Consider the following 24,573-nt stretch of genomic DNA (forward strand, 5'->3'; position numbering starts at 1 on the left):
ATAATAACAAAATGAGACTAAAAGAAAAAGTAGCCATCGTGACTGGTGGAGCTCGTGGAATTGGTAAAGCGGTAGCAGAACTCTTTGCAAAAGAAGGAGCGTCTGTAATCATCTGGGATCTGTTAGACGATGGAGCTAAAACAGCAGATCAAATCCAATCTAATGGAGGGCAGGCTGAGTTTGTGAAGATATCCGTGACCAACAAAGAAGCTATTGAAAAGGAAGCAGACAGGATTTTTAAACACTATGGAAAAATCGATATACTGATTAATAACGCAGGGATTACCAAGGATCGAACGTTGCATAAAATGAGCGAAGAAGAATGGGATGCCGTAGTTAATGTAAACTTGAAAGGTGTATTCCTTTGTACACAGGTTGTTTCACAATATATGAAAGAAAAGGGGTATGGGCGGATTGTTTCTGCTGCATCCAATGTGGGTTTACGAGGTAATTTTGGGCAGTCCAATTATGCAGCTACCAAGGCAGGTGTAATCGCAATGTCTAAAACATGGACTTTGGAATTAGGGAAATATGGGATTACAGCCAATGCTCTTGCGCCCGGTTTTACCTTGACCGAAATGACCGATCAAATCCCTAAAGAACATATTGATGGGATCAAGAAACAGATTCCATTACAGAAAGCAGCTACTCCTTTGGATATAGCTTATGGATATTTGTATTTGGCTTCTGACGAAGCTTCGTATGTGTCTGGTATTTGTTTGACCATCGATGGAGGGATATCCAGATAATATGCGAATAGCAGTTATCTCTAATCACTCAATGAATTATACATCAACACCAAATGAGTATGGATCAACTAGTTTGTAAGAATTTTGAAGAGTTCAAAACCTACGAAGGAAAATCACTTCCGGTTGGACAATGGGTTTTGGTTACCCAAGAAATGATTAACGCTTTTGCAGATGCTACGCTCGATTATCAATGGATACATGTAGATGTAGAAAGAGCGCAAAAAGAATCCCCATTTAAAAAACCTATAGCGCATGGGTTTATGTCCATATCCTTATTGTCAAAAATGCTGATGGATTTGATGGTAATAGAAAGTTTTGCAATGGGAGTCAATTATGGATTAAATAAAGTTCGATTTCCGCATCCAGTTCCTGTTGATTGTAATCTTAGGTTACATAGTAGTATCCAAAAGATTGAACCTTATGCAGAAAAAGGATTGAAAATCACATGGGATTGCACTATAGAAATTCAAGGTATAGAAAAACCTGCCTGCGTAGCAGAGTTTGTATCCCTGATGTTTGAAAGCTAAGTCATCACCATGCGTTATTTTCTGCGAATAAATTCGGAAAAACCTGACAAATCAGAAAATCTCGTATATTTAAGGCATGCAGCATCAAGAATTCTATGTAGCCCATCATAAGCATCAAATCTTTAGTCAGTATTGGATTCCAAATGAAAGTAAGGCTATTGTACTCTTAGTGCATGGAATGGGAGAACATTCTGCTCGGTATACAGATTACGTCATTCCAGAGTTGTTGGCAAAGCATATTGCAGTAATTACCTACGATAATTTTGGCCATGGTAAGAGTAGCGGAAAAAGAGGGCATTGCCCAGATTATTCTGCACTTATGGAACTCATTGGTATGATGATCTCTAAAACTGAATCTCTTTTACCTAATACCCCGATTTTTTTGTACGGTCATAGTATGGGTGGTAATTTGGTGATCAATTATGTCTTAAAACAAGATCCAAAAATAAATGGGGTAATATTGTCTAGTCCTTTTTTTAGACTAGCATTTCAACCTCCAGCCTGGAAAATGTCAATGGGTAAATTGCTACAGCATATAGCTCCGTCGATAACATTACCTTCTGGATTAGATACAAAAGCCATATCAAGAGTATCTGAAGAAGTCGAGAAGTATGAACAAGATCCTCTGGTTCATGATAAAATAAGTCCGAATTTTTCTTTCCCTATTATGAAAGCTGGAAAGTGGGCAATGGATCATGGAAACTTACTACAAAAACCAACCCTTGTATTTCATGGAACAGATGATCGTCTGATTGATTATACGGCTACCCAAGAATTTTCTGAGAAAAGTGATTTAGCAGACCTGGTATTATTTGAAGATGGGTACCATGAATTGCATAATGACCTGGAAAAAGAAAAACTAATAAAGACCATACTAAAATGGATCGATAAACAGCTATAAATTAGTCGATAAAATCATTGAGTTGTTGTTGATAATCATATTGTAGATCCTCGTGAAGTTTTACCGTCTTCTTTTTAATACTCAAAAGCTCTCGCTGCATGATGTTTTTAAGCACCGTGCTTTTTTTGATATAAGGGGTAAAGTCTTTCAATTTTTGACAAAAATAGAGCAAGAGCTCAACTTCGGTTTCTTTATTTTTAGAATACCTGATGTATTTCTTTATCATTCGTAAAATCTTCCGAACACTTTTCTTGATATAATGATAAGATTTGGTGTTGATAGCATCAAATTCTTCATCAACCTGATTTTGTATGGCTTGGATATAAGCTTCTTCATTACTGGATTCGAATAAAATGTAGGTAAGTAACTCTTTATTCTCCTTTTTGAACCTAGAGAGTTGTAAGCAAAGTTCCATTAGTTCTTGATGAGAACGATGGGTAAGCTCCGTCTTGATTTCTTTAATAGTCGCCGTATTCATGGTGGCAATTTATCCAAAAATTACAGTTTGATGCTATAAATAACCTCAAATTGTCCAGTGATGGAGATAGAAATGACAAAACTGAGAAATTAAGTTGAGGTTATTAACAGCTTGAGCTCGTGATAGATATCGTTATTTGGAGTTATTAACATAGTTATCAACAATTTAAATAAGAAATAACTTACATTTATTTAATTAATGTTGTTAAAAATATCTTTTAATCGATATAAAAATTGTTTTCAACAAATAATTAACATTTAATCAACATAAAATTTGGTAATTTGTTGATAACATGTTAATTTAGTGACAGATAATCTTAAATCACACAGTCATGAATACATTTTACTCCCTATTAGGACTAAACTTTACAAGTATTGTAAATTTTTTAAGACAACTTCCTGGAGCCTCAAGCTATGCGATTCGTAAGTAATAATAGTTTCAATAATATTTGGGTACGATATGTGATAAGCTTGTTTACAGGAGTTTACAAGAATTATTAGAAAGTGTTTCCCCCTTTTTTGATTTGCCCTATAACCCTTCTTATGCACATTTGAAGGGTCTTTTTTTTGATAAAATGTGATTGATAGTAGATTACCTAATCATTTTCGGTATTCCTTTATAAGATGTTCCGTGGTACAAAGATTAAAATGTAGTTATTAACAAAAAGATCAGAACATATGTTTCCATGTGCTGATCAAGAGGTCACGGAAATAAGGAGTGGTTTACGTTAAGTTTTGAATAATGTGATAAATTAATCTTGCTGCCAGTTTAGCGGTACAATGATCAATATCGTATTTGGGGTTAAGTTCTACCAGATCCACACTGACTAATTTTTTTGAATTGCAAATCTGAGTTATGGTTTCCAGGGCAATATCCACCGAAAATCCAAAAGGGGAGGGCGCACTTACTCCGGGCGCATAAGCCGAACTAAACCCATCAATATCGATCGTGAGATAAATATAATCTACAGAAGAAATAAAATGTCGTACGGTTTTTTCTACCTTTTCAAGATGTTTCATATGGAAAGCGGTATTCTCGATATACGAAACATTAAGTTCTGCTGCAGTATCAAATAATCCCTTATGATTTGAAGCTTTTTGAATACCTAAACACAGGTAGTTAAATTCCTTATTTTCTTTGGCAATTTGATAGAATGGTGTTCCAGAAGTACTTTGATCAATCAGAGGTCTTAAATCAAAATGAGCATCCAAATTGATGATTCCAATAGTAGCATCTTGAAATTTCGTTTTAATGCCGTTAAAATGAGGATAAGCAAGATCATGTCCACCTCCTAAAACGATCGGAAATATGTTATGCTGTAGTAATTGAGAAATGCAGTTTGTAGTAATTTGATGCGTTTTTTCTAAATCCCCGTCGGTGCAGCTTATTGTACCAGTATCTAGAATTTCTGTACCACTATCAAAATGATTTGCTAACGAAGCTAAATTTGCCCGAATGCTATCTGGTGCTTGAGCCGCACCAACTCGACCTAGATTTCTTCGTACGCCTTCATCACAAGCATATCCCAACAAACCAAAATGTTTTTTGCCTTTTTGCAAAGAAATTTCATGGTCTAGATCTAATAGCTTTATTTTCTCATGGAAATACAACTCCTGATCAGAATTCCGCCCTTTCCAAATGGTAGCATCTGGTTGTATATATCGTTTCATATTAGTCAATTAGATGATCAACAATCTCTTCTTCAACCAAGTTAGGTAATGTTACTTGCAACGAAGGAGTGCGTTCCATTTCTCTTTTGATAGCAAATATGGCTTCTTTATTTCTGGCCCAACTTCTTCTGGAGATTCCGTTGTTTACATCATAGAATAACATCTTATTTAACCTTTCCGAAGCATCCTCAGAACCATCTAACACCAGACCAAAACCACCATTCATCACTTCTCCCCATCCTACACCTCCACCATTGTGTATGGACACCCATGTTGCTCCTCTAAAGCTATCTCCGATAACATTATGAATCGCCATATCTGCCGTAAACTTACTACCATCGTAGATGTTACTGGTTTCACGATAAGGAGAATCTGTACCACTCACGTCATGGTGATCTCTACCCAGTACAATGGGAGCTATGATTTCTTTATTTTTTATAGCTTGATTAAATGCTTCAGCAATTTTAATTCTTCCTTCTGCATCGGCATATAGTATCCTGGCTTGCGAACCTACCACAAGTTGATTTTCTTTGGCTTCTTCTATCCAGGTAATATTATCCTGCATCTGCTGCTGAATTTCTTTTGGAGCTTCATTTTTAATAGTTTTCATTACTTCAAGGGCAATTTGATCCGTTTTCTCCAAATCACTAGGATTTCCTGAGGTACACACCCATCTAAACGGTCCAAATCCAAAATCAAAACACATTGGTCCCAGAATATCCTGTACGTAAGATGGATATTTAAAATCGATTTTATTCTCAGCCATAATATCCGCTCCAGCTCTCGAAGCTTCTAAAAGAAACGCATTACCATAATCAAAAAAGTAAGTCCCTCTAGCCGTATGAAGGTTGATCGCAGCTGCATGCCTTCGTAGAGATTCTTGCACTTTTGTTTTAAAAAGTTCGGGATCATTACTAATCATTTTGTTAGCGTCTTTATAACTTACTCCTACGGGATAATATCCGCCAGACCATGGGTTATGCAAGGAGGTTTGATCAGAGCCTAAATCCACATAGATTTCTTCTTCATAAAATCGCTCCCATACATCTACAATGTTTCCTTGATAGGCTATAGAAACGATTTCTTCTTGTTGCACTGCTTTTTGAACACGAAGTACTAAAGTGTCTATATGATCTACAATTTCATCTACCCAGCCTTGTGAATGCCTTTTTTGTGCTGCATCTGGGTTGACTTCTGCGCAAACGGTAATACAACCTGCTATATTTCCTGCTTTGGGTTGAGCGCCACTCATACCGCCTAGTCCAGCGGTTAGGAAAATTTTACCTGCTGATGTTTCATTAGGTTTAAGTGTTTTTCTGAAGGCATTCATTACGGTAATGGTAGTACCATGAACAATTCCTTGTGGACCAATATACATATAACTCCCGGCAGTCATTTGTCCGTATTGTGTTACTCCTAAAGCGTTATATTTTTCCCAGTCATTTGGAGTAGAGTAGTTGGGGATCATCATTCCGTTGGTAACGATTACTCTGGGAGCTTCTTTTGAGGAAGGGAAAAGACCCATAGGATGTCCCGAATACATATGCAAAGTTTGTTCTTCGGTCATTGTTGCCAAATACTTCATCGTGAGTAGATATTGTGCCCAATTCTGAAAAACCGCACCGTTTCCACCATAGGTGATCAGTTCGTAAGGATGTTGGGCTACAGCCGGATCCAGATTGTTTTGGATCATCAGCATTATTGCACCCGCTTGTGATGTGAGAAACGGGTATTCACTAATTGGACGAGCAAACATATCATAATCAGGCATAAAACGATACATATAAATGCGACCAAACTCATTCAATTCACTCAAAAATTCTTCTGCAAGTTCCTTATGCCAGGTTTCTGGGAAATACCGCAAAGCATTTTTGAGCGCTAACTTTTTTCTTCGTTAGAAAGAATTTGTTTCCTTTTTGGGGCTCTACTGATTTGCGTGTCATATTTTTTCTTTGGTGGTAATACGTTGGGAATCCCTTGAAGTATTTGCTCTTTAAATGTCATAGCAGTGCTTTTAGCGGTGAGTTGAATAAATGAGTTCTCCTTTTTTCCATACCTGAGCAGGTGTAAGTTTACCCTGATGATAAAAGATTTCGTTATAGTGATCTGTTTCAAAAAGGTTGAAATCGGCAAGCATATCTGGTGCCAATCTTCCACGATCGGATAAATTTAATGCTGCCGCCGCTCTGTAGGTGATTCCAGCTAATATTTCGGCATTACTTAATTTTTCGAAAGTTCCCAGAATGGTAGCTTGAGTTAATAAATCTCCCATTGGCGCAGATCCTGGATTCCAGTCACTTGCAATGGCTACTATTCCGCCAGCATCTAGAATTTTTCTGGCAGGAGTAAAATTACATCCCAAACCGATAGAAGCTCCGGGTAATGCTACGGCAACGACATTACTATCAGCAATCATTTCAATTTCATCTTCTGTACTGGCTTCTAGATGATCAGCACTAATAGCATTAATATTTACAGCTACTTCGCTACCTCCAGTACTAAACTGATCGGCATGTACGGTAATGTCAAATTCCATTGCCTTTGCTTTTCTGAAATACGGATAAATATCAGACGGCATAAAAGCGCTTTTCTCTATAAAAGCGTCAATTCTATTGCTTAAATTTTCTTCTTTAAGAATAGGAAAAAGTGTATTGCTGATATGTTCTAAGTACGATTGATGATCTCCTTCATAATCTTTTGGGAGCATATGTCCAGCCAAACAAGTAGCGATAAGATCAGCTTCGGTATTGAGGTTTGCATTTTTGATGGCCCTCAACATTTTTAATTCTTCTGGAGTAGATAATCCATATCCGCTTTTTACCTCTATTGTTGTGATCCCTTTTTTCAATAAGATATTAGCTCTTTTGATCACATTATGGGATAATTCTTCTTGGGTGGCATTTCTGGTCTGCATTACGGTATCCCAGATACCTCCACCAGCTTCAGCAATTTCAAGATAGGATTTTCCGGCATTTCTCATCGCATAATCCCGCGCTCTGCTTCCTGCAAAACAAATGTGAGTATGGGCATCAATAAATCCGGGAACACAAACATGATTGGCCTTAAGTTCAACCATTTCTACCTTTGCATTCAAAGAAGTTGCCTTTTCTTTTAGATCAGTATAACTCCCTATGGTATCAATTTTATCGTTTCGGAGGAGTATTCCGGCATTTTCAATAAGGTTCAAATTTTCGTCTTTCACTGGTCCTTTGAGCGATAATTTCTCTAAACCAATCAATTGTGTGATGGGACCAATTAGTTTATACTTTTCCATACGCGTTACTTATTGTTTTCCTGTTAGTTTGCTATTATTGATTAATAGACTTCGAATTCTTCAGAGTATTGCGTTTCAAGAGATACATTTTTGTTTTTTGATACCTGATCGGCGATCGTTGTTATAGTTTTGTTTTTAATCATTTTTATTCCTTCTTCAATATCATCTGCAAATACACGGTCTTTTTCAGCAAAAGGAACGTGTTTTCGAATTTCCTGATGAATTTTGTCCAGAATGATTCCAGATTTCATTGGTTTTCGGTACTCGAATGCCTGTGCAGCAGTAAGTAGTTCTATTGCCAGTATTTTTTCTAGGTTATCAATAACTCTTAATGCTTTTCTACCTCCTATGGATCCCATACTTACATGATCTTCTTGCCCCAGAGAGGTAGGAATACTATCGGCACTGGAGGGGAAACAAAGCCCTTTGTTCTCGCTTGCCAATGCCGCACTGGTGTATTGAAGAATCATATACCCCGAATTGATTCCTGTATCCTCCATTAATAATTTGGGGACTCCCGGTGAATTTCCTTCCAAAGCCAAATAGATACGACGATCGGAGATGTTTCCTAATTCTGAAGCAGCCAGACACGCATAATCAATCGCCATTGCTAACGGTTGACCATGAAAACTACCACCGCTTATGGTTAATTCCTCGTCAATAATAATTGGGTTATCGGTTACTGAATTCAACTCTACTTCTAATAATTCTTTGAGATGTAACCAGGCATTTCTTGAAGATCCATGTACTTGTGGTATACAACGCAAAGAATAGGGATCCTGTACGCGATCACAATCAATGTGGTCCTCCATAATTTCTGAACCTTTCAATAAGGATTTTACTTTTGAAGCCACGTGGATATTTCCTTTGAAAGGACGTAATTGATGAAGCTCCTTGTAAAAAGGTTTTACCGAGCCTTGTAATCCCTCGATCATCATCGCTCCGATAATATCAGAGTGGGATAAACAATTGTGTAATTTGGCCACTAATTGTACAGCATGTGCAGCTATAAATTGTGTGCCATTGATCAAGGCTAATCCTTCTTTGGGGCCTAAAGCAATAGGAGCCAGACCTAGACTGTCAAATAATTCTTGAGTGGCAATTACGTCACCCTTATAGTGTACTTTCCCTAATCCAAGTAAGGGTAAAAATAGATGGGACAAAGGAGCTAAATCTCCAGAAGCACCTACAGAACCTTGACTAGGGACAACAGGAATAGCATCGTTGTCGATATGCCAAAGAATACGATCCAAAGTTTTTTCTGCGATTCCAGAATATCCTTTTGACAAAGATTGTGCTTTAAGAATGAGCATTAGCTTCGCAATTTCGGTATCAATAGGATCCCCAACACCAACACTGTGGCTTTGTAAAATATTGCTTTGTAATATATTGGTTTCTTCTTTTGATATTTTGGTAGTACAAAGTGGGCCAAATCCTGTATTAATTCCGTAAACGGGATCGCCTTTTTCTACTATGTTTTGAACGGTACGCTCGCTTTGTCGGATTTTCTCTCTGGCAGTATCCGAAATCGATGCTTTTCTTTCACCTCTAGCGATTTGCAAAGCAATCCCCGCGGTTAAAAAGTCTTCTCCAAATAAGAAATGGTGCGCTGTTGTTGACATTTATTGTAGTATGATTTGTTAGTACTAAATTAATGGTTATATTTAATAATTAGAAATACCATTTATATCAATTATTAATAACTATGAGTTATCAGTTAGAACTTAGACATTTTAATTATTTTCTTGCCGTAGCCCAAGAATTACATTTCAGGAAAGCTGCTGATAGGTTGTTTATTTCTCAACCTGGATTGAGCAGACAAATCAAGCAGATGGAAGAGATCATTGGAGCTAAACTATTTGTTAGAGATAAAAGAAATGTAGCGCTTACTGCAGCCGGGGTTTTTCTAAAAAAGAATTGGAGTATATTTTTAATCATATTGACTTTACCGTAAAGCAAGCTCGATTAGTTGATCAAGGAAGTACGGGAGAGGTAAGGATAGGATTTTTGGGATCCGCCATTCAAACGGTGATACCGGATATCTTGGTACAGGCTAATCGGGAATACCCTAATATTCAATTTAGCTTAGAGGAGATGTCTAATTATATGCAGGTAGAAGCTATACAGAAAGATCAGTTGGATCTGGGTTTCGTTAGATTGTCCAGGGTTCCTGATGGGCTAAAAATGAAGACTGTACATACAGATTCGTTTTCATTGGTGTTGCCCAAAGAACATTATTTAAGTTTGAAAACATTTAAAAACATTGCTCAGGTGGCAGAGGAAAATTTCATTCTGTTTTCTTCTGATTATAGCTCGTTGTACTATAATAAAATTATGAGTATCTGTGAGGATAAAGGATTTACTCCCAAAGTGACTCATAAATCTGTACATGCTCAAACTATTTTTAAATTAGTAGAAAGTGGTCTAGGAGTGGCCATCGTACCTACGTCACTTCAGTATGGCTTTAATTTGGCAGTTAAGTTTCTTGAGATCCCAAAGATTCCTCAAAAGGCAGAGCTATCGGTGATTTATAAAAGAGACAATCGTAACCCAGCTCTGTCAAAGATAAAAGCTATTATCGATGTTTGATTGTTTTGTACAAGTATAATTATTTTTTTTATTTCTGGATCGGGTTGTTTACTTTTGAAAACGTAATTAAATTGTAGTTTCTTCGTTTATTACTGAGAATGAAGAAATTCTAACAACCAAATAATAATTGCTCCAAATTAGATTACTATGAATAAACGAATATTTTTCCTTGTTCTACTTGTTAGTTTTTTATCCCAAAAAATGACTAGCCAAGTTGAATCTTTTCAAATGGGATTAAAAGTTGGATTGAATGTGGCAGATGTAGTTGGTGATGGGACCGATGATCTTGATGTACGAACAAGTGTACACCTTGGATTGGTTGCTGAAATACCTATCATAGAGATCCTAGCTATACAACCAGAATTGTATTATTCTTTCCAGGGATATAAAGCAGATAGCCCAGAACCAAATTTTGAGGATGAGACTTTAAAATTGGATTATATTTATCTTACTCCAACGATCAAATATTATCCATTTTACACTGCACCGGGTTTTAGTATTGAAGTAGGACCTCAGGTAGGATATTTAACTTCTGCTATTCTTGAACGTAAAAATACTGCTAATGGAGGTACAGAAACTTCTGATTTAGATTTGAAAGAATCTTTTTCTGAAATCGACTTTGGTGTGAATCTGGGATTAGGGTATCAATTTGAGTTTGGAACCTTTTTTCAAGCCAGATATAACTTCGGAATTGCTGATATCGATGATATAGAAGGCTTAGAAGACGAAGCTTCCATTAGAAATGGAGTGTTTCAAGTTTCTTTTGGATACAAGTTTTAGGAGACAATAACATACAGATATAAGAACTAAAAGCCTGATGATTACCAGGCTTTTTTACTTTTTAAGGAATACCTTGTGCTATTGTGGAGGCATAGTGTAGAAAAACTGTTCTTCGGTAATTTTACCATCGTTAACTTCGTAAACACAAAGCTCTTCTATTTGCATACGACCTTGCCCTTTAAAAGTACAATCCATTTTCATGGTAAGACTAAAATGATTATCGGCTACAAGAGGGTCAGAGATTTGGCCTCCGTGATATTCTTCTACGGTAGCATACCAGTCTTCACTTTTTTTGATCACGGCTTCTTTACCAGAGGTTACAGAGTTAGGGTATCCTGGCATTTCTTTGCTTACAACCTTGGTATCATAAAGTTCGCTGATAGCCTGCATGTTTTCTCCCATGCGGCAAAGTTCTACTAAACGGTTGGCAACTTGTTCTGTAGTCATTAGAATTTGGATTTATTGATTATGCGTATTGTTTTAAGTACTTCAAAATACGAAAAACATCAATCCCAAATATTAAATAAAATGTTATATTTTCATCGATTAATCCAGCGCTTCCTTGTAGGTTTTTAGACAGCGTTCTCTCGCCATCTTGTGCTCTACCATAGGATGAGGGTAAGTGAGTTCATTGAGGTCTTGTACCCAAGTTTTAATGTACTCAAGATTTTTATCAAATTTGGTAATCTGCGTTGTGGGGTTAAATATTCTAAAATAAGGCGCCGCATCTACACCAGAACCCGATGCCCATTGCCAGTTGCCTACATTGGCAGAAAGATCGTAATCCAATAGTTTTTCCGCAAAGTACGCTTCACCCCATCTCCAGTCGATCAGTAAATGTTTACAAAGAAAACTAGCTACAACCATGCGTACACGATTGTGCATGTACCCAGTTTGATTTAATTCCCGCATTCCTGCGTCTACCAAAGGGTATCCGGTTTCTCCGTTTTTCCACTTTTCAAAATCTGCTTCGTTGTTTCGCCATTCTATGCGATCGTATTTGGATTTGAATGCATGATCTTTGGTTTTGGGATAATGCCATAGAATTTGCATAAAAAACTCTCTCCAAATCAGCTCAGACCAAAAGACTTCATTGTTTTGCGAAATTGCTTTTTTTACAATTTTTCTAATACTTACTATTCCAAAGCGCAAATAAGGGCCTAGTTTTGATGTTCCTTTTTCTTTGGCTGGGAAGTTCCTGGTATCTTCATAATTGTCAATTAAGGTAGGGGAGACGTCAAATACAGGAACTTTGATTATTGAAGGTTCGAATCCCATTTCGGCTAAGGTAATTACAGGAAAATTAATATCCTTTACGGTATTACCAAGATATTGTTCTGTAGCTACCGACTGTATCATGTCTGTATGGAACAGTTCTTTCCATTTATTTTTATATGGTGTATAAACTACATAAGGATTACCATCTTTTTTTAGAATATCATCTTTTTCAAAAATGACTTGATCTTTGTACGTCTGAAATCGAATATTTTTTTGGGTAAGAAATTTAGCTATTTTTTGATCTCTTTCTCGGGCATAGGGTTCATAGTCATGATTCGTATATACCTCTTTAACCTCAAAATTTGTAGTTAACTGATTGAACACTTCTTCAGGAGTACCATAAAACCTGGCCAAAGACGATTTATATTTTTGATACAGTTCTTGATTTATTCCTTCTAAGGTGTTATAAATAAAGGAAACCCTTGCATCATTTTTTGGTAGGTGATCCAAAATCTTTTTATCAAAGATAAAGATCGGTAGTACTGGATATTCTGATTGTAATGCGTTGTATAAACCAATATTATCATCTAATCGTAGATCTCTTCTAAACCAGAATACAGAAATAGCTTTACCCATTATTAATTTACGTTTAGGGTAGACATTCCTCCGTCAACACCAATTACTTGCCCGGTGATCCAACTACTATCGTCGCTGAGTAGGAATCGTGCAATATTGGCAATATCTTCTGCTTGTCCTACTCGTTTCATTGGGTGTCGATTATTCATCAACTCTTTCTTTTTTTCGTTTCCTAATAGACGTTTAGCCAATGGAGTCTCGGTTAAGGAAGGTGCAATAACATTAACTCTAAATTGAGGAGCATATTCTGCCGCCAGTGCTTTTGCAAAACCTTCTATCGCTCCTTTTGCGGCCGCGATACTGGTATGAAATGGCATTCCAACTTTTACGGCTACGGTACTGAAAAAGATCAAACTTGCTTGTTCAGAGTTTTTCAGTTTTGGTAAGATCGTATGGATAATTTTTACCAAAAACATGAAGTTGATTTGCATATCCTCTTCAAAGGCTTTGGGATCCAGCATTTTGAAAGGTTTCAAGTTAATACTCCCCGGACAGTAAACAAAGCCGTCAATTCTTTCTGGTAGGGCAGAAGGGTCTATTTCATCTTTGGAAGCATCATAAGCAATATGGGTTACTTCTAGATTTCCCAAATTTTCTGAGGTTCTGGAAGCGATGTATATATTGTGCTCGCTATATAGTTTTAAAGCAATTTCGAAACCAATACCATGGCTTCCTCCGATCAATAAAATATTTTTTCTTTTCATATTCCCAAGGGATTAAGTAAATAGGATTTGGTAGTTGTTATTAGACTCTAAAGTACCAAATAGTTCTTCTAATTTATGTTTTCTATAATTAAAAATCTCTGTTAGTTTGGGTTTAACCAATATAGGATGAACCATTTGTCCTAATAGTCCAAAAGGAACTTTATAATCAATGATATCTTCCATCTCTACACCGCCAGGGATTTCTTTAATAAAGTGTTTATGATGCCAAAGGGCGTATGGACCAAATCTTTGTTCGTCCACGAAGTATAATTTGTCCTGAACATTAGTAATTTCGGTAACCCATTTGTTTTTGATTCCCGCAATTGGAGTCACAATGTATTGAATGATTTGACCAGGATACATTTCTCGGTCTGCACCAGAGACGATTTCGAATCCCATATAATCAGGAGTAATCGTTTTTAAGTTTTTTGGGTCTGAAAGAAATTCCCAAGCTTGATCTACAGAAATAGGTAGGTTTTGTTTTGCTCTTATGGTATAGATTTTCATACTTCAATAATTTGAAGTAAAAATACAATCATTTTGTTTAACTAAAAAGGTTAAATTGTTAAACAAAAATAAATTTTAACATTAGAAGTAAGCTTCTGCCCAGGAGATTGCTTCGTCAACACAACTAAAAAACACAAAAGATTTACCATATAACTCTTGTTCCATAATGGCTTTGTTTCTTACTTCATCATCTTCAGAAACTATAGCAAGGCCCTTCATGTTAGATAATTGGCCTTGTTTATAAATGTCGGTACTTACGTTGTGTTTAAATTTTCTATAACTGATCATCAAAAAATCCTGAGATTTATAATGCTCACGTAGCTTGTCTCTTATAATAGATGCTCTATCAAGGGTAAGATCTACATTTTCGTTAATAGTGAGGATAACAAATTGATCATGTAACTCCATCTGGCAAAATTCGTTCGAAAAATGCTTCATAAGGGGGAAATAGGTTAATTGTATGATAAATATATGTTAAAAATAAGGAGTTTTGCAAATTACAGGGGCTAGAAAAAGCTAAGAAATCTTAACAATCGTCACAGCAATTATCTGGTTTCACAATTCTGCAGGTTAAAACAGCGAGCAAAGCTCCAATTACCGGAGAGATAAAATATAGCCATTGATGCTCCCAGTGTCCAGATAATAATGCAGGTCCAAGGGATCTTGCGGGATTCATTGATGCTTTGGTTACCGGACCGGCAAACATAGCTTCTAACAGCACAACACCTCCAATAGCAATACCGGCCATCGTTCCTGTTTCTTTAGACCCTGTAGATACATTGATGATAACCACCATTAGAAAATAGGTGAGTAGTGTTTCGAGAACAAAAGCTTTATAAGGATCTATAGAAGGAATGGTACCTCCGAGAAATTCACTCTCTGGGAATAGGAAAAGCAATACCGAACTGGCTAGGATGGCACCAATGCATTGTGCTAAAATATATTTGGGCACCTCTTTCCACTCAAATTTTTTTGCGTAGGCAAAAGCTATGGTAACCGCAGGGTTAAAATGAGCACCAGATATTTCACCAAAAGCATAGATCATGGCCATAACAATAAGTCCCCAGGTTATGGCTATTCCTACATGAGATACATCGCCTCCTGTAACTTCGTTAATGGTCATGGCTCCAGTACCACAAAATATCAAACTAAAGGTTCCAATGGTTTCTGAAATGTATGTTCGCATAATTTTTATTAAAACGAGACAAATATACTATTCCTTATTTTAAGTTTTTGTTAACTCATTATGTATGTGTAATCCTTATTTTCGTTACCGTTATTATTGAAACAAATCACAAACTAAATTAACACACAATGAAAAAAATTGTCTTATTTCTTTCTGCTGCGCTCTTGTCATTTGGCATAGAAGCACAAGTAAAAACTCCTCAACCTAGTCCTTCTTCTAAGATTGAGCAGGTTATTGGATTGACTGATGTTGCTGTAGAGTATTCTCGACCTAGTATGAAAGGAAGAACTATTTTTGGAAACCTAGTTCCTTATGATAAATTATGGAGAACAGGTGCAAACAAAAATACGCAAATCACATTTGGTGATGATGTAAAAGTAGAAGGTAAAGAGCTTAAAAAAGGTACTTATGCGATTTTTACTAAACCAGGAAAAGAAAACTGGGAAGTAATTTTTTATAGCGATGCAAATAACTGGGGTACTCCAAGAAATTGGGATGATTCTAAAGTAGCTGCTACTGCGACTGTAAAAGCAAATACATTACCTATGAATGTAGAAACTTTTACGATTATGTTTAGTGATTTTACCATGAGTGGTGCAACAATGAACATTATTTGGGCAAATACTGAGGCAGCGGTAAAAATTGAAGTACCAAGTAAGAAAAAGGCGTTAGCTAGTATCGAGCAAGTTATGGCTGGACCATCTGCAGGAGATCATTATCAAGCTGCAGTTTTCTACAAAGACATCGAAAACTTTGATAAAGCTGCAGAACATATTGACAAAGCAATATCGATGAGAAAAGAGCCTGCGTTCTGGTTTCACAGACAACAATCTTTGATTTATGCAAAAAAAGGAGACAAGGATGGGGCAATAAAAGCTGCTAAAACATCGTTAGAATTAGCAGAGAAGGCTGGAAATGCCGATTACGTAAAATTGAATAAAGATTCCCTTGCAGAGTGGGGGCTAAATAATCACTCTTTTTCACACACACAAATCAAAAAAGCGTTCCAAACCAACTGGAACGCTTTTTTCTTTCGTATTTTTTAATACTGAAGACCTACTTCATTTCTTACAGTATCCAATAACTTGATTAACTGTAGGCTTTTTTCAAAAGTCATAATATCACTTTCAGTTCGCTTTTGCCGTAGCATTTGTTGTACATGTTCGGCTTCAAAGTTATAACCATTTGTGGTTACCGGAAATTCAAACAATTCTGTATTGCCTTCTTTTTTTATGGTTACCGAGGAAGGTTCGTGAAAACGACTATTGATCATAATCGTACCATATTTTAATTCGATCTTTACCGTTGTTTGGGTTTGTTGTGTGATTGCACTAAATAAATTAGCCTCCACGTCATTTTGATATTTCAGTATCATTCTACATTTATGATCAACACCGGTATCTCCAATTTCTGCTTCTGCTTTGACACTATCTGGGTACCCTATAAGACTTAACGCAGCAAAAAGTGGATAAATACCTACATCCAATATGCTTCCTCCACCAAGGCTTTTGTTGAAAATTCTTCCGTTGGGATCAAATGGTGCAGAAAAGCCAAAATCTGCTTCAAGGTTTTTAATTTCACCAAGTTTCTTAGATTGGATCAATTCCAAAACATATCGATAGTGGGGTAGGAAATATGTCCAGAGTGCCTCCATCAGAAATACGTTATTAGATTTGGCAACTTCAATCATCTCGGTTACTTGCTTCAGATTCATCGCAAATGGCTTCTCGCACAATACTGCTTTTTTGTGATTGAGGCAAAGTATGGTGTTTTCATAATGAAACACATGAGGTGTTGCAATATAAATCACTTCAACATCAGGATCTTTAACCAATGCTTCGTAACTACCATAGCTCATTGTACTTTTGAATTCATCTCCAAAGCGTTTTGCCTTTTCTTGATCTCTACTTGCTACTGCATGCAGTGTTGCATTTGGAACCGATTGTAAATCTTCTGCAAATTTATGAGCGATTTTACCGCAGCCAATAATTCCCCATTGTATAGATTGATTTGAAGACATAGAAGGTGTTTCATTAATAGTGTTATCAAAAATAGCTAAAAAAGCGCTTGTTTTCTTCTCTTAAAAACAGCTAAAGAGCCGTTCTTTTTTGTTTTTATTATCGAATTGACATCATGAGTTTGTTTTGTTGAAATATTCGTAATTATCAGATTTAAAACTACTTAAGTTTTGTGAGTTTATGTTAAATTCCTTATATTTAGGTAATTCTCACCTTAAAACCTTACTGCCATGAATAAATCAGCCACTCTAGAAAACAAGTCCATTAGGCAACCTCATTTTATGAGATTGAATTTGATGAATCGAGAACTAACCAGAATGCTGGCTCGATTACATTCTTACCAATGTGAGCCTTGTACTTCGGAGATGTATGATAAGTTTTTAAGGTTAAATCATGATGGTCATAGCTTACAGGATACGATAGAAAAAATAAGTAAAGTATTAGACAGTACAACAAAGTTTCCTAAAGCTATACTAGATGAAATTGATGCGGTAATGCAGCGATATCATGGGTATCAAAAATCACTCACGTCTTACCTTTCTGAAGCGATTATTCATCATTAATACCCATTAACTTACATTTTGTAATTCTTCTTCCAAAGGATCATTATTTGATCCCATTACCGATTGTATCATAATGGCGATACCCATAACGAGGACACAGCCGAATAGGTTGAGCCATAAATAGGGCATCCAGTCATTGTACCATCCTATGATCACAATTACTTGAGTGATAATAGCCGCGATAAAGGTTGCATTACTTTTTACATACTTTATAAAGAAAGCAAGAAGAAAAATACCGAGTACGTTTCCATAAAAAATAGAACCTATGATATTGACAAGCTGAATCAGGTTGTCGAATAAATTTGCAAAACAAGCCACCAAGATGGCTAGAATACCCCATAAAAGGGTAAAAAGCTTTGATGCATTAACAAAATGCTTGTCGGTCTTATTGGTTTTGACATTACGTTTGTATAGATCGATAGCCGTAGTAGACGCCAGAGCGTTTAATTCTGAAGCGGTAGATGACATCGCAGCAGACAAAATTACCGCCAAAAGCAAACCAATTAATCCTCTTGGTAAGTTGTTTAATATAAAATGAATAAATACATAATCTTTATCATTGGTCTCTACAGTAGCATCGGCTTTTTCGATTAGAGTTTTGGCTGCTTCACGATTAGCAATATCTTCAGCATTCAATGTTTTAATCTGATTTTGTAAAGCTGTTGTACGTTCTATATTGTCGGTATTCCCTTCGTTTAGGTGTTGTACATATTCACTTTGTACTTTCTTTTTTTCGGTATATACCTGCTGATTTTCTTCTTCTAAACTTTGATATGCCGATTGGTATTCTGAGCTTTCAATGACTTCTTTGGCCTTTGGGTTAAAATTGAGTGGAGAAGGGTTGAATTGATAAAAAACAAAAACCATAACTCCAACCAATAGAATAAAGAATTGCATAGGTACTTTTAGAAGAGCATTAAATAGCAAACCTAATTGACTCTCTTTAATCGATTTTCCCGACAAATAACGCTGCACCTGACTTTGATCTGTTCCAAAGTAGGAGAGGGCCAGGAAACTTCCTCCTATAATTCCACTCCAAAACGTATAACGATTGTCCATATCAAAAGAAAAATCCAAAATATCCATCTTACCGCTGGCACCTGCAATTTCTAATGCTTTGCTAAATGTCACTCCTTCTGGCAGATAACTTATGATTAAGAAAAAAGCAATGAACATCCCCGAAAAGATAATGGCCATTTGTTGTTTTTGAGTCACACTTACTGCTTTGGTACCTCCGGTAACTGTATAGATAATTACCAAAACTCCAATAATAATATTGAGCGTAGTGAGATTCCAACCCAGAACAGCAGATAAAATAATAGCAGGAGCAAAAATGGTAATTCCTGCAGATAACCCTCGTTGTACCAAAAATAGGATAGCTGTTAAACTTCTGGTTTTAAGGTCAAACCTGCTTTCCAGATATTCGTATGCTGTATATACATTAAGTTTATGGTATAAAGGAATGAATATCATGCAGATCACCACCATGGCGATTGGAAGTCCAAAATAAAACTGAACGAATCCCATTCCGCTATGAAATGCTTGTCCTGGAGTAGATAAAAATGTTATTGCACTGGCTTGAGTCGCCATTACGGATAAACCTACTGTCCACCATTTTGCTTCGTTACCACCACGGATATACTCTTGAACATTTTTACTTCCTTTGGTTTTCCAGGCTCCATAAAGCACAATAAACAATAAAGTGATGATGAGAACTATCCAGTCTATACTTTGCATAGTGTTTGATTAGGTGGGTTGAAAAATTTTAAACTAAAGCTATTTATGAAAACTTTGCAGTGATGAGATAGAACAAAAGAATATACACTGCATTTGCAATGAGTATCATCGAATACCATTTTTTCCAAACAAATTTCTCTTCGTTCTTCATGCTTTTAGATCTTTTATTTTCCTAAAGATAACATATTAGCAAATAAGCGGTAAGCACCAGATACTCCAGCAGGAAATTCTCTAAAGAAACTTAATCCAGTATACACGTAATATCCTTTTCCGTATTGCGCTACTAACAAAGGCCCTTTTTTTAGAGATTCTCCTTTATCATTTGCGGCCAAAATAGGTGTGTATTCGCTAGACCATTCTTTAGGGAAATATAAACCTCTTTCTTGCACCCAACCCTGAAAATCCTGAGAGGAGATTTTATTAGGAGTATTGAGCACCTGATGATCTGGGGCCAAAAATGTAATTTCTGCATTTTCGTCGGTAACTCGATCTCTGGAGAGCTGAATAGGGAAGGGCCCTAAGTTGTCTTTTACCTTTAGTCGATGACTTGTATTGTATTGTATCACAAGATTCCCTCCATTTTTTACATAATCCAATAAGATTTGTTGTTTGAATTTGAGTTCTTCTACAGTATTATAAGCTCTAATACCTACAACAATGGCATCGTATGCAGATAAGGTTTCTGGTGAAATAGATTCGGGATGTATAGTCGTTACTTTGTATCCTATTTGCTCTAGACTTTCGGGAACGACATCTCCAGCACCTTCTATATACCCAATATTTTGTCCTTTTTTCTTGATGTCTAAACGAACCACTTTAGTTTGAGAAGGTAATGTTACCGTTTGAAACGGAATATGATCATAATCTATAGTGATTAATTCTTTGGAATACGTTTTTCCATCTACAGTTATTTTAGGAGAAATATACCCCTCACTCTGTTGCTGTGGAGCAATGAGTTTAAAAACAACTGTTTTTTCTTCTCCTTTTTGGGATAACTGAAAATCTATGTTTGATGGTTCAATACTCCAGCCTTGAGGATGGTCTAAAGTAATAGATCCTTTCAAATTAGCCTTACCAGACTTAATGGTAACTGGTACTTGTTTTGAAGGCCCATTAGCGTAAATAATTACTTTATCTTCAATTCCTGCAGATACCACAGGGATGATTTCAAAGGGTTTGTAAACTTCACCTTTTACCGGATCATTAGTTTTATAAACCACATCTTTAGTAAAGGAAATAGGAGTGCCTTCGATGTCAAGATTAAAAATAGCTTTTATTTTATGATCAGTTTCTGGTTTCCCAATAAGATTGCGATCGTCTACCTTGTACATTCCTAAGGTTCCTTTTTCATTTAACCAATAAGGATTTGTTGCTTCAAACGATGCTGGTATTTTTCCTTTTAGATCAATAGTCTGCTTTTCATTATTTGCCAATACTTTTTCAACATTTTGAGTGCTTCCAATAGCATCAAGTGTGATTGATTTCAAAGTAATTGTACTTGCACTTCGGTTGATGGCTTCAATCTTAATGTTTACATCATTACCCAAAGAGGAATTGGATTCTGATGAAACTGCCTCTAGATATAAACCTGAAACGTCAGCAATAATATCTTTAATTTCTTTGGACTTTACAGTTTTCCAATGCTCATCATCTAATTGCTGAATTAAAGCGTATGCTTTGACCAATTGAGGTACGCAAGCTGATGGGTTTCTGAAATCAAAATCCTTTTCGACTTGGTATAAGATATCACCAATAGCTTTTCCTCCTTTAACTCTATTCCAGGAAGTGTCAATACCATCAAAGACATTAGTTTTATCTTGTGGAAGATCTCCTTTTATAATTTCGACATATTCTTTTTGTTTTCCTCTAGAACCAGTACTCCCAAATCCTTGAGATTTATGTTGACTTCGACTAAGCGAAGCAATTTCAGTATTAGATAAGCCTATCTCAGGGTAAAAAACACCCGTATCAAAAGACATTAGCTTTGATTTGTCTGCTTTTTCGAAATTTTCTCTACTCCCGTAGAACCACCAAGAAGTATTAAAAAATAAACGTTTTGGTTGCCAGGTAGATACATATTTTAATTGATCTGGATAGACCGAGGCATCTGCGGTTAGATCAAAGGCTTCTTCACTCAACATTGCCGAAGTGGTATGATGACCATGGGTAGTACCCGGGGTTCTATGGTCAAAACGATTGATAATTACATCCGGTTTAAATTTTCTGATGGCCCAAACAACATCACTCATTACCTGGTCTTTGTCCCAAATAGATAAGGTCTCATTTGGATGTTTTGAGAAGCCAAAATCGTTAGCTCTTGTAAACATTTGTTCACCACCATCGGTTCTTCTTGCTGCTAATAATTCCTGTGTTCTAATTACCCCGAGAAGTTCTCGAATTTCTGGTCCAATCAAATTTTGTCCACCATCACCTCTGGTTAAAGAAAGATAGGCCGTTCTTGCTTTTACCTTATTGGCCATGTAAGAAATAAGTCGAGTATTCTCATCATCCGGATGAGCAGCTACATACAATACAGAGCCAAGGAAGTTTAACTTTTTTATAGCTTCATGGATTTCTGCAGAGGTTGGCTTATTTGGCTTTTGAGCAATACTATTGATCGGAATTAAAAGACTAAAACCAATAATTAGGAGTAACTTTCGCATAATTCTTTAGTGCAATTTTGATTGTAATTGCACCAAATATATAAAGATAAAACGCGCAGAAAAGTGGTTTAAGTATACTTTAACAAGGGATAGTTACCAATATGGTGTTGGCTTTTATTTCTTTGATCGTTCTACAAACTCTAATTGATCCAGGGTAACATTTGTAGTAAAAATACCATAGTTTACAATCGCTTTTTCCTTTTCGATAGTATCAATCGTTCCTACTGATTTTCCATCGATCATGCGAACCCGATCTCCGACTTTTAGGGTAACTTTGGGTTTGTTTTGTATTATTTTTTCTTCTTTCTTTTTTTCTTCTTTTTTCTTTTCCCGAATTACTTTTACTTTTTCGGTAACTTCTTTTACAACCTTTTGCTCCTTGGTTTTCTTGATCTTGCGTTCTTTGACGGATTGCTTTTTTCGTTTCGAATTTTCTACTTCTACGATTTTTAGAAATTCATTAATCAATTCGCGTTTTCTTTTGTTATTGAAATACTTCTCGCTTAGATCATTTACTTTTTGACCAAGGTATATCATACGTTGATTCGCATCATAAAGTTCCTGATAGCTTTCAAGTTTTCGTTGTATACGATCGTTGATTTTCTCTAATTTTTCTTTTTGAGCCTCTGCTTTTTGCTCTTTGGTTTTTAAGGAAGAAGTTGTTTTTTGAAGCTTTGATCGTTCCTTTTGCAGGTTTGCGATACTTTTATCAAATCTGATTTTACCTCGCTCTACCTTTTTCTTTGCCTTATTAATCAAACTATATGGAATACCATTTTTTTGAGCAACTTCAAAGGTAAATGAACTACCCGCTTCTCCTAGATGTAATTTGAAAAGAGGCAATAGCGTTCTTGAGTCAAAAAGCATATTGGCATTGGTCATGTTTGGAAGCTCATTGGCCAACATTTTTAGATTTGCGTAATGTGTGGTAATGATCCCAAAAGATTCTCTTTCGTAGAATACTTCGAGAAAAGCTTCAGCCAGGGCACCTCCTAGTTCTGGATCGGATCCGGTACCAAATTCATCAATCAGGAATAAGGTTTTGTCATTACATTTCCGAAGAAAGTAATTCATATTCTTCAGGCGATAACTATAGGTACTCAAATGATTTTCTATGGATTGATTGTCTCCAATATCTGTTAGAATTACATCAAACAAGCACATTCTACTGTATTCGTGCACCGGAATTAAAATACCACTTTGCAACATTACTTGCAATAAGCCAATAGTCTTTAATGTGATACTTTTTCCTCCAGCATTAGGCCCAGAAATTACTATTATTCTATTATTCTGGTCGAGAGATATGGTTTGCGGAAATGTCTTTTCTCCTTTTTCGATGTTACTGAGATATAAAAGGGGATGGTATGCATCTTTTAAGGATAGTTCTCTACTATCAGTTATTTTTGGAAGCACTGCATTTAACTGGTTGGCATATTTTGATTTTGCCGCTACAATATCAATATCACTCAAGTATTCCTGATACTCTTGTAGTAATGCTGTAAACGGACGTAGTTTGTTGGTGAGTTGCTTAAGGATTTTTACTACCTCTTCTCGTTCCTCATATTTCAGATTGCTAAGTTCTCGACTAAACTGTAGGGTAGCTTCTGGTTCAATATATACAATACTTCCTGTTTTAGAATTTCCCATAATCGCCCCTTTTACTTTACGACGATACATGGATTTTACAGCTAAGACTCTTCGATTATCAACTACGCTTTCCTTGATTTCATCCAAATATCCTAAGCTGTTGTAATGGGTAAGATCCTTGCCAAAACTTCCGTTCAGTTTTCCTTGTATAATGTTTATTCGTTTTCTGAGTTGCAATAAAACAGCTGAAGCATTGTCTTTTACTTCTCCAAACTTATCTATTACAGCATCAACACAAAGAATAATTTCTTTGGTAAATGGTATTTCGGTCGATGTTTGATATAGAAAAGGGTAAAGCTCTCTATTAGATTTGAAAAAATGTAATAGGTCATTACAAGTAACACTTATAGATACTAATTTTTTCAAGTTTGCCGCTTCCAAAAACGTATTTTCAATGTTGAGGAGTTGAATTTCTTTATTGATACTATCAAATCCATGATTTGGGATACGGGCATCGTTTAGGTAAGATGATTTATATTCATTAACATGCTGTAAGGACGTCATTAAAAGTTCTTTGCTCTCGTGCGGAGTGATTTGCAAAGCTTTTGATTTACCATAATCAGTAACACATAACTCAGCAACATGCACAAGAACTTTATCTAATTCTAAGTCCTTAAGGGTTTTTTCAGAAATACGAATCATACTTTTTTAAGCCGTTTTTTTGGCCTATATTTCTCAAGTTTTTTAAGAGAAGCAAAAGTACATAATTAGAATAATTTATCGTGT

22 protein-coding genes and 1 pseudogene are annotated in these 24,573 nt (G+C 36.1%); 8 read left to right on the forward strand and 15 right to left on the reverse strand.

The genetic code is table 11. The features are described 5' to 3' along the window. Positions 1-11 precede the first annotated feature (11 nt). The 3 genes from fabG (at position 12) to AC0L3Q_RS11010 (ending at position 2,177) form a co-directional block, all read left to right on the forward strand. Positions 12-749: a 3-oxoacyl-ACP reductase FabG gene (gene fabG, locus AC0L3Q_RS11000; protein WP_473286600.1), complete on the forward strand. Its 738-nt coding sequence runs from the start codon at positions 12-14 to the stop codon at positions 747-749. Positions 750-808: 59 nt separating this feature from the next. Beyond that, positions 809-1,276: a MaoC family dehydratase gene (locus AC0L3Q_RS11005; RefSeq protein WP_473286601.1), complete on the forward strand. Its 468-nt coding sequence runs from the start codon at positions 809-811 to the stop codon at positions 1,274-1,276. A 76-nt stretch (positions 1,277-1,352) separates the two neighbouring features. Next, positions 1,353-2,177, forward strand: a complete 825-nt coding sequence (locus AC0L3Q_RS11010) for a lysophospholipase (RefSeq protein WP_473286602.1) — start codon at positions 1,353-1,355, stop codon at positions 2,175-2,177. Between the two features lies 1 nt (position 2,178). Here AC0L3Q_RS11010 and AC0L3Q_RS11015 read toward each other — a convergent pair whose 3' ends face one another. The 5 genes and pseudogenes from AC0L3Q_RS11015 to hutH all read right to left on the reverse strand — a co-directional run bounded on the left by AC0L3Q_RS11015 (position 2,179) and on the right by hutH (position 9,221). Beyond that, positions 2,179-2,655, reverse strand: a complete 477-nt coding sequence (locus AC0L3Q_RS11015; protein WP_473286603.1) for a hypothetical protein — start codon at positions 2,653-2,655, stop codon at positions 2,179-2,181. A 722-nt stretch (positions 2,656-3,377) separates the two neighbouring features. Next, positions 3,378-4,325 (reverse strand): formimidoylglutamase, encoded by a 948-nt coding sequence (gene hutG / locus AC0L3Q_RS11020; RefSeq protein ID WP_473286604.1) that lies wholly within the window; start codon positions 4,323-4,325, stop codon positions 3,378-3,380. 1 nt (position 4,326) lies between these two features. After that, positions 4,327-6,329, reverse strand: a pseudogene (locus AC0L3Q_RS11025) (urocanate hydratase). 10 nt (positions 6,330-6,339) lie between these two features. Further along, on the reverse strand, positions 6,340-7,599 hold the full coding sequence (gene hutI / locus AC0L3Q_RS11030; RefSeq protein WP_473286605.1) for an imidazolonepropionase: 1,260 nt from the start codon (positions 7,597-7,599) through the stop codon (positions 6,340-6,342). Positions 7,600-7,640: 41 nt separating this feature from the next. Continuing rightward, a complete protein-coding gene (gene hutH, locus AC0L3Q_RS11035) occupies positions 7,641-9,221 on the reverse strand; it encodes a histidine ammonia-lyase (RefSeq protein ID WP_473286606.1) in 1,581 nt (526 codons plus the stop codon). 83 nt (positions 9,222-9,304) lie between these two features. Between hutH and AC0L3Q_RS11040 the strand changes: the two genes are divergently transcribed. From AC0L3Q_RS11040 to AC0L3Q_RS11050, 3 genes are all read left to right on the forward strand, one after another. Continuing rightward, positions 9,305-9,553, forward strand: coding sequence for a LysR family transcriptional regulator (locus AC0L3Q_RS11040; protein WP_473286607.1), 249 nt, complete (start codon positions 9,305-9,307; stop codon positions 9,551-9,553). Then, positions 9,517-10,188, forward strand: coding sequence for a LysR substrate-binding domain-containing protein (locus tag AC0L3Q_RS11045; RefSeq protein WP_473286608.1), 672 nt, complete (start codon positions 9,517-9,519; stop codon positions 10,186-10,188). Before AC0L3Q_RS11040 ends, AC0L3Q_RS11045 begins: the two co-directional genes overlap by 37 nt. 147 nt (positions 10,189-10,335) lie before the next feature. After that, positions 10,336-10,968, forward strand: coding sequence for a porin family protein (locus AC0L3Q_RS11050; RefSeq protein ID WP_473286609.1), 633 nt, complete (start codon positions 10,336-10,338; stop codon positions 10,966-10,968). Positions 10,969-11,046: 78 nt separating this feature from the next. Here the strand turns inward: AC0L3Q_RS11050 and AC0L3Q_RS11055 are convergent, their stop codons facing one another. From AC0L3Q_RS11055 to AC0L3Q_RS11080, 6 genes are all read right to left on the reverse strand, one after another. Then, positions 11,047-11,415 carry a SnoaL-like domain-containing protein gene (locus tag AC0L3Q_RS11055; protein WP_473286610.1) on the reverse strand — a complete coding sequence of 123 codons (369 nt, stop codon included), beginning with the start codon at positions 11,413-11,415 and terminating at the stop codon, positions 11,047-11,049. Positions 11,416-11,514: 99 nt separating this feature from the next. After that, positions 11,515-12,822, reverse strand: a complete 1,308-nt coding sequence (locus AC0L3Q_RS11060; RefSeq protein WP_473286611.1) for a cryptochrome/photolyase family protein — start codon at positions 12,820-12,822, stop codon at positions 11,515-11,517. A gap of 2 nt (positions 12,823-12,824) precedes the next feature. Further along, complete coding sequence (locus tag AC0L3Q_RS11065; RefSeq protein WP_473286612.1) at positions 12,825-13,526, reverse strand: SDR family NAD(P)-dependent oxidoreductase; 702 nt, start codon at positions 13,524-13,526, stop codon at positions 12,825-12,827. 12 nt (positions 13,527-13,538) lie between these two features. Beyond that, complete coding sequence (locus AC0L3Q_RS11070; protein ID WP_473286613.1) at positions 13,539-14,033, reverse strand: SRPBCC family protein; 495 nt, start codon at positions 14,031-14,033, stop codon at positions 13,539-13,541. An 81-nt stretch (positions 14,034-14,114) separates the two neighbouring features. Then, the gene (locus AC0L3Q_RS11075) at positions 14,115-14,471 is read right to left on the reverse strand and encodes a hypothetical protein (protein WP_473286614.1); all 357 of its coding nucleotides are present in this window, start codon (positions 14,469-14,471) and stop codon (positions 14,115-14,117) included. Positions 14,472-14,559: 88 nt separating this feature from the next. Continuing rightward, a complete protein-coding gene (locus tag AC0L3Q_RS11080) occupies positions 14,560-15,219 on the reverse strand; it encodes an MIP/aquaporin family protein (protein WP_473286615.1) in 660 nt (219 codons plus the stop codon). Between the two features lie 128 nt (positions 15,220-15,347). Between AC0L3Q_RS11080 and AC0L3Q_RS11085 the strand changes: the two genes are divergently transcribed. Then, positions 15,348-16,265: a DUF2911 domain-containing protein gene (locus AC0L3Q_RS11085; protein ID WP_473286616.1), complete on the forward strand. Its 918-nt coding sequence runs from the start codon at positions 15,348-15,350 to the stop codon at positions 16,263-16,265. Here AC0L3Q_RS11085 and AC0L3Q_RS11090 read toward each other — a convergent pair. Further along, positions 16,262-17,239, reverse strand: coding sequence for a Gfo/Idh/MocA family protein (locus tag AC0L3Q_RS11090; protein ID WP_473286617.1), 978 nt, complete (start codon positions 17,237-17,239; stop codon positions 16,262-16,264). The genes AC0L3Q_RS11085 and AC0L3Q_RS11090 overlap by 4 nt on opposite strands. A gap of 228 nt (positions 17,240-17,467) precedes the next feature. On the opposite strand from AC0L3Q_RS11090, the gene AC0L3Q_RS11095 reads away from it, so the two are divergent. Next, a complete protein-coding gene (locus AC0L3Q_RS11095; RefSeq protein WP_073312806.1) occupies positions 17,468-17,800 on the forward strand; it encodes a hypothetical protein in 333 nt (110 codons plus the stop codon). 6 nt (positions 17,801-17,806) lie between these two features. Here the strand turns inward: AC0L3Q_RS11095 and AC0L3Q_RS11100 are convergent, their stop codons facing one another. The 3 genes from AC0L3Q_RS11100 to AC0L3Q_RS11110 all read right to left on the reverse strand — a co-directional run bounded on the left by AC0L3Q_RS11100 (position 17,807) and on the right by AC0L3Q_RS11110 (position 24,489). Next, complete coding sequence (locus AC0L3Q_RS11100; protein ID WP_473286618.1) at positions 17,807-19,537, reverse strand: sodium:solute symporter family protein; 1,731 nt, start codon at positions 19,535-19,537, stop codon at positions 17,807-17,809. Positions 19,538-19,701: 164 nt separating this feature from the next. Beyond that, positions 19,702-22,200, reverse strand: a complete 2,499-nt coding sequence (locus AC0L3Q_RS11105; RefSeq protein ID WP_473286619.1) for a PIG-L family deacetylase — start codon at positions 22,198-22,200, stop codon at positions 19,702-19,704. Positions 22,201-22,314: 114 nt separating this feature from the next. Beyond that, the gene (locus AC0L3Q_RS11110) at positions 22,315-24,489 is read right to left on the reverse strand and encodes an endonuclease MutS2 (RefSeq protein WP_473286620.1); all 2,175 of its coding nucleotides are present in this window, start codon (positions 24,487-24,489) and stop codon (positions 22,315-22,317) included. Between the last annotated feature and the right edge of the window lie 84 nt (positions 24,490-24,573).

The sequence above is a fragment of the Aquimarina sp. KJ22-3 genome, assembly GCF_055808215.1.

Bases quoted from the DNA above. Each gene is read 5' to 3' on its own strand.
- fabG (WP_473286600.1), top strand. From the start codon at position 12: ATGAGACTAAAAGAAAAAGTAGCCATCGTGACTGGTGGAGCTCGTGGA.
- AC0L3Q_RS11005 (WP_473286601.1), top strand. From the start codon at position 809: ATGGATCAACTAGTTTGTAAGAATTTTGAAGAGTTCAAAACCTACGAA.
- AC0L3Q_RS11010 (WP_473286602.1), top strand. From the start codon at position 1,353: ATGCAGCATCAAGAATTCTATGTAGCCCATCATAAGCATCAAATCTTT.
- AC0L3Q_RS11015 (WP_473286603.1), bottom strand. From the start codon at position 2,655: ATGAATACGGCGACTATTAAAGAAATCAAGACGGAGCTTACCCATCGT.
- hutG (WP_473286604.1), bottom strand. From the start codon at position 4,325: ATGAAACGATATATACAACCAGATGCTACCATTTGGAAAGGGCGGAAT.
- hutI (WP_473286605.1), bottom strand. From the start codon at position 7,599: ATGGAAAAGTATAAACTAATTGGTCCCATCACACAATTGATTGGTTTA.
- hutH (WP_473286606.1), bottom strand. From the start codon at position 9,221: ATGTCAACAACAGCGCACCATTTCTTATTTGGAGAAGACTTTTTAACC.
- AC0L3Q_RS11040 (WP_473286607.1), top strand. From the start codon at position 9,305: ATGAGTTATCAGTTAGAACTTAGACATTTTAATTATTTTCTTGCCGTA.
- AC0L3Q_RS11050 (WP_473286609.1), top strand. From the start codon at position 10,336: ATGAATAAACGAATATTTTTCCTTGTTCTACTTGTTAGTTTTTTATCC.
- AC0L3Q_RS11055 (WP_473286610.1), bottom strand. From the start codon at position 11,415: ATGACTACAGAACAAGTTGCCAACCGTTTAGTAGAACTTTGCCGCATG.
- AC0L3Q_RS11060 (WP_473286611.1), bottom strand. From the start codon at position 12,822: ATGGGTAAAGCTATTTCTGTATTCTGGTTTAGAAGAGATCTACGATTA.
- AC0L3Q_RS11065 (WP_473286612.1), bottom strand. From the start codon at position 13,526: ATGAAAAGAAAAAATATTTTATTGATCGGAGGAAGCCATGGTATTGGT.
- AC0L3Q_RS11070 (WP_473286613.1), bottom strand. From the start codon at position 14,033: ATGAAAATCTATACCATAAGAGCAAAACAAAACCTACCTATTTCTGTA.
- AC0L3Q_RS11075 (WP_473286614.1), bottom strand. From the start codon at position 14,471: ATGAAGCATTTTTCGAACGAATTTTGCCAGATGGAGTTACATGATCAA.
- AC0L3Q_RS11080 (WP_473286615.1), bottom strand. From the start codon at position 15,219: ATGCGAACATACATTTCAGAAACCATTGGAACCTTTAGTTTGATATTT.
- AC0L3Q_RS11085 (WP_473286616.1), top strand. From the start codon at position 15,348: ATGAAAAAAATTGTCTTATTTCTTTCTGCTGCGCTCTTGTCATTTGGC.
- AC0L3Q_RS11090 (WP_473286617.1), bottom strand. From the start codon at position 17,239: ATGTCTTCAAATCAATCTATACAATGGGGAATTATTGGCTGCGGTAAA.
- AC0L3Q_RS11095 (WP_073312806.1), top strand. From the start codon at position 17,468: ATGAATAAATCAGCCACTCTAGAAAACAAGTCCATTAGGCAACCTCAT.
- AC0L3Q_RS11100 (WP_473286618.1), bottom strand. From the start codon at position 19,537: ATGCAAAGTATAGACTGGATAGTTCTCATCATCACTTTATTGTTTATT.
- AC0L3Q_RS11105 (WP_473286619.1), bottom strand. From the start codon at position 22,200: ATGCGAAAGTTACTCCTAATTATTGGTTTTAGTCTTTTAATTCCGATC.
- AC0L3Q_RS11110 (WP_473286620.1), bottom strand. From the start codon at position 24,489: ATGATTCGTATTTCTGAAAAAACCCTTAAGGACTTAGAATTAGATAAA.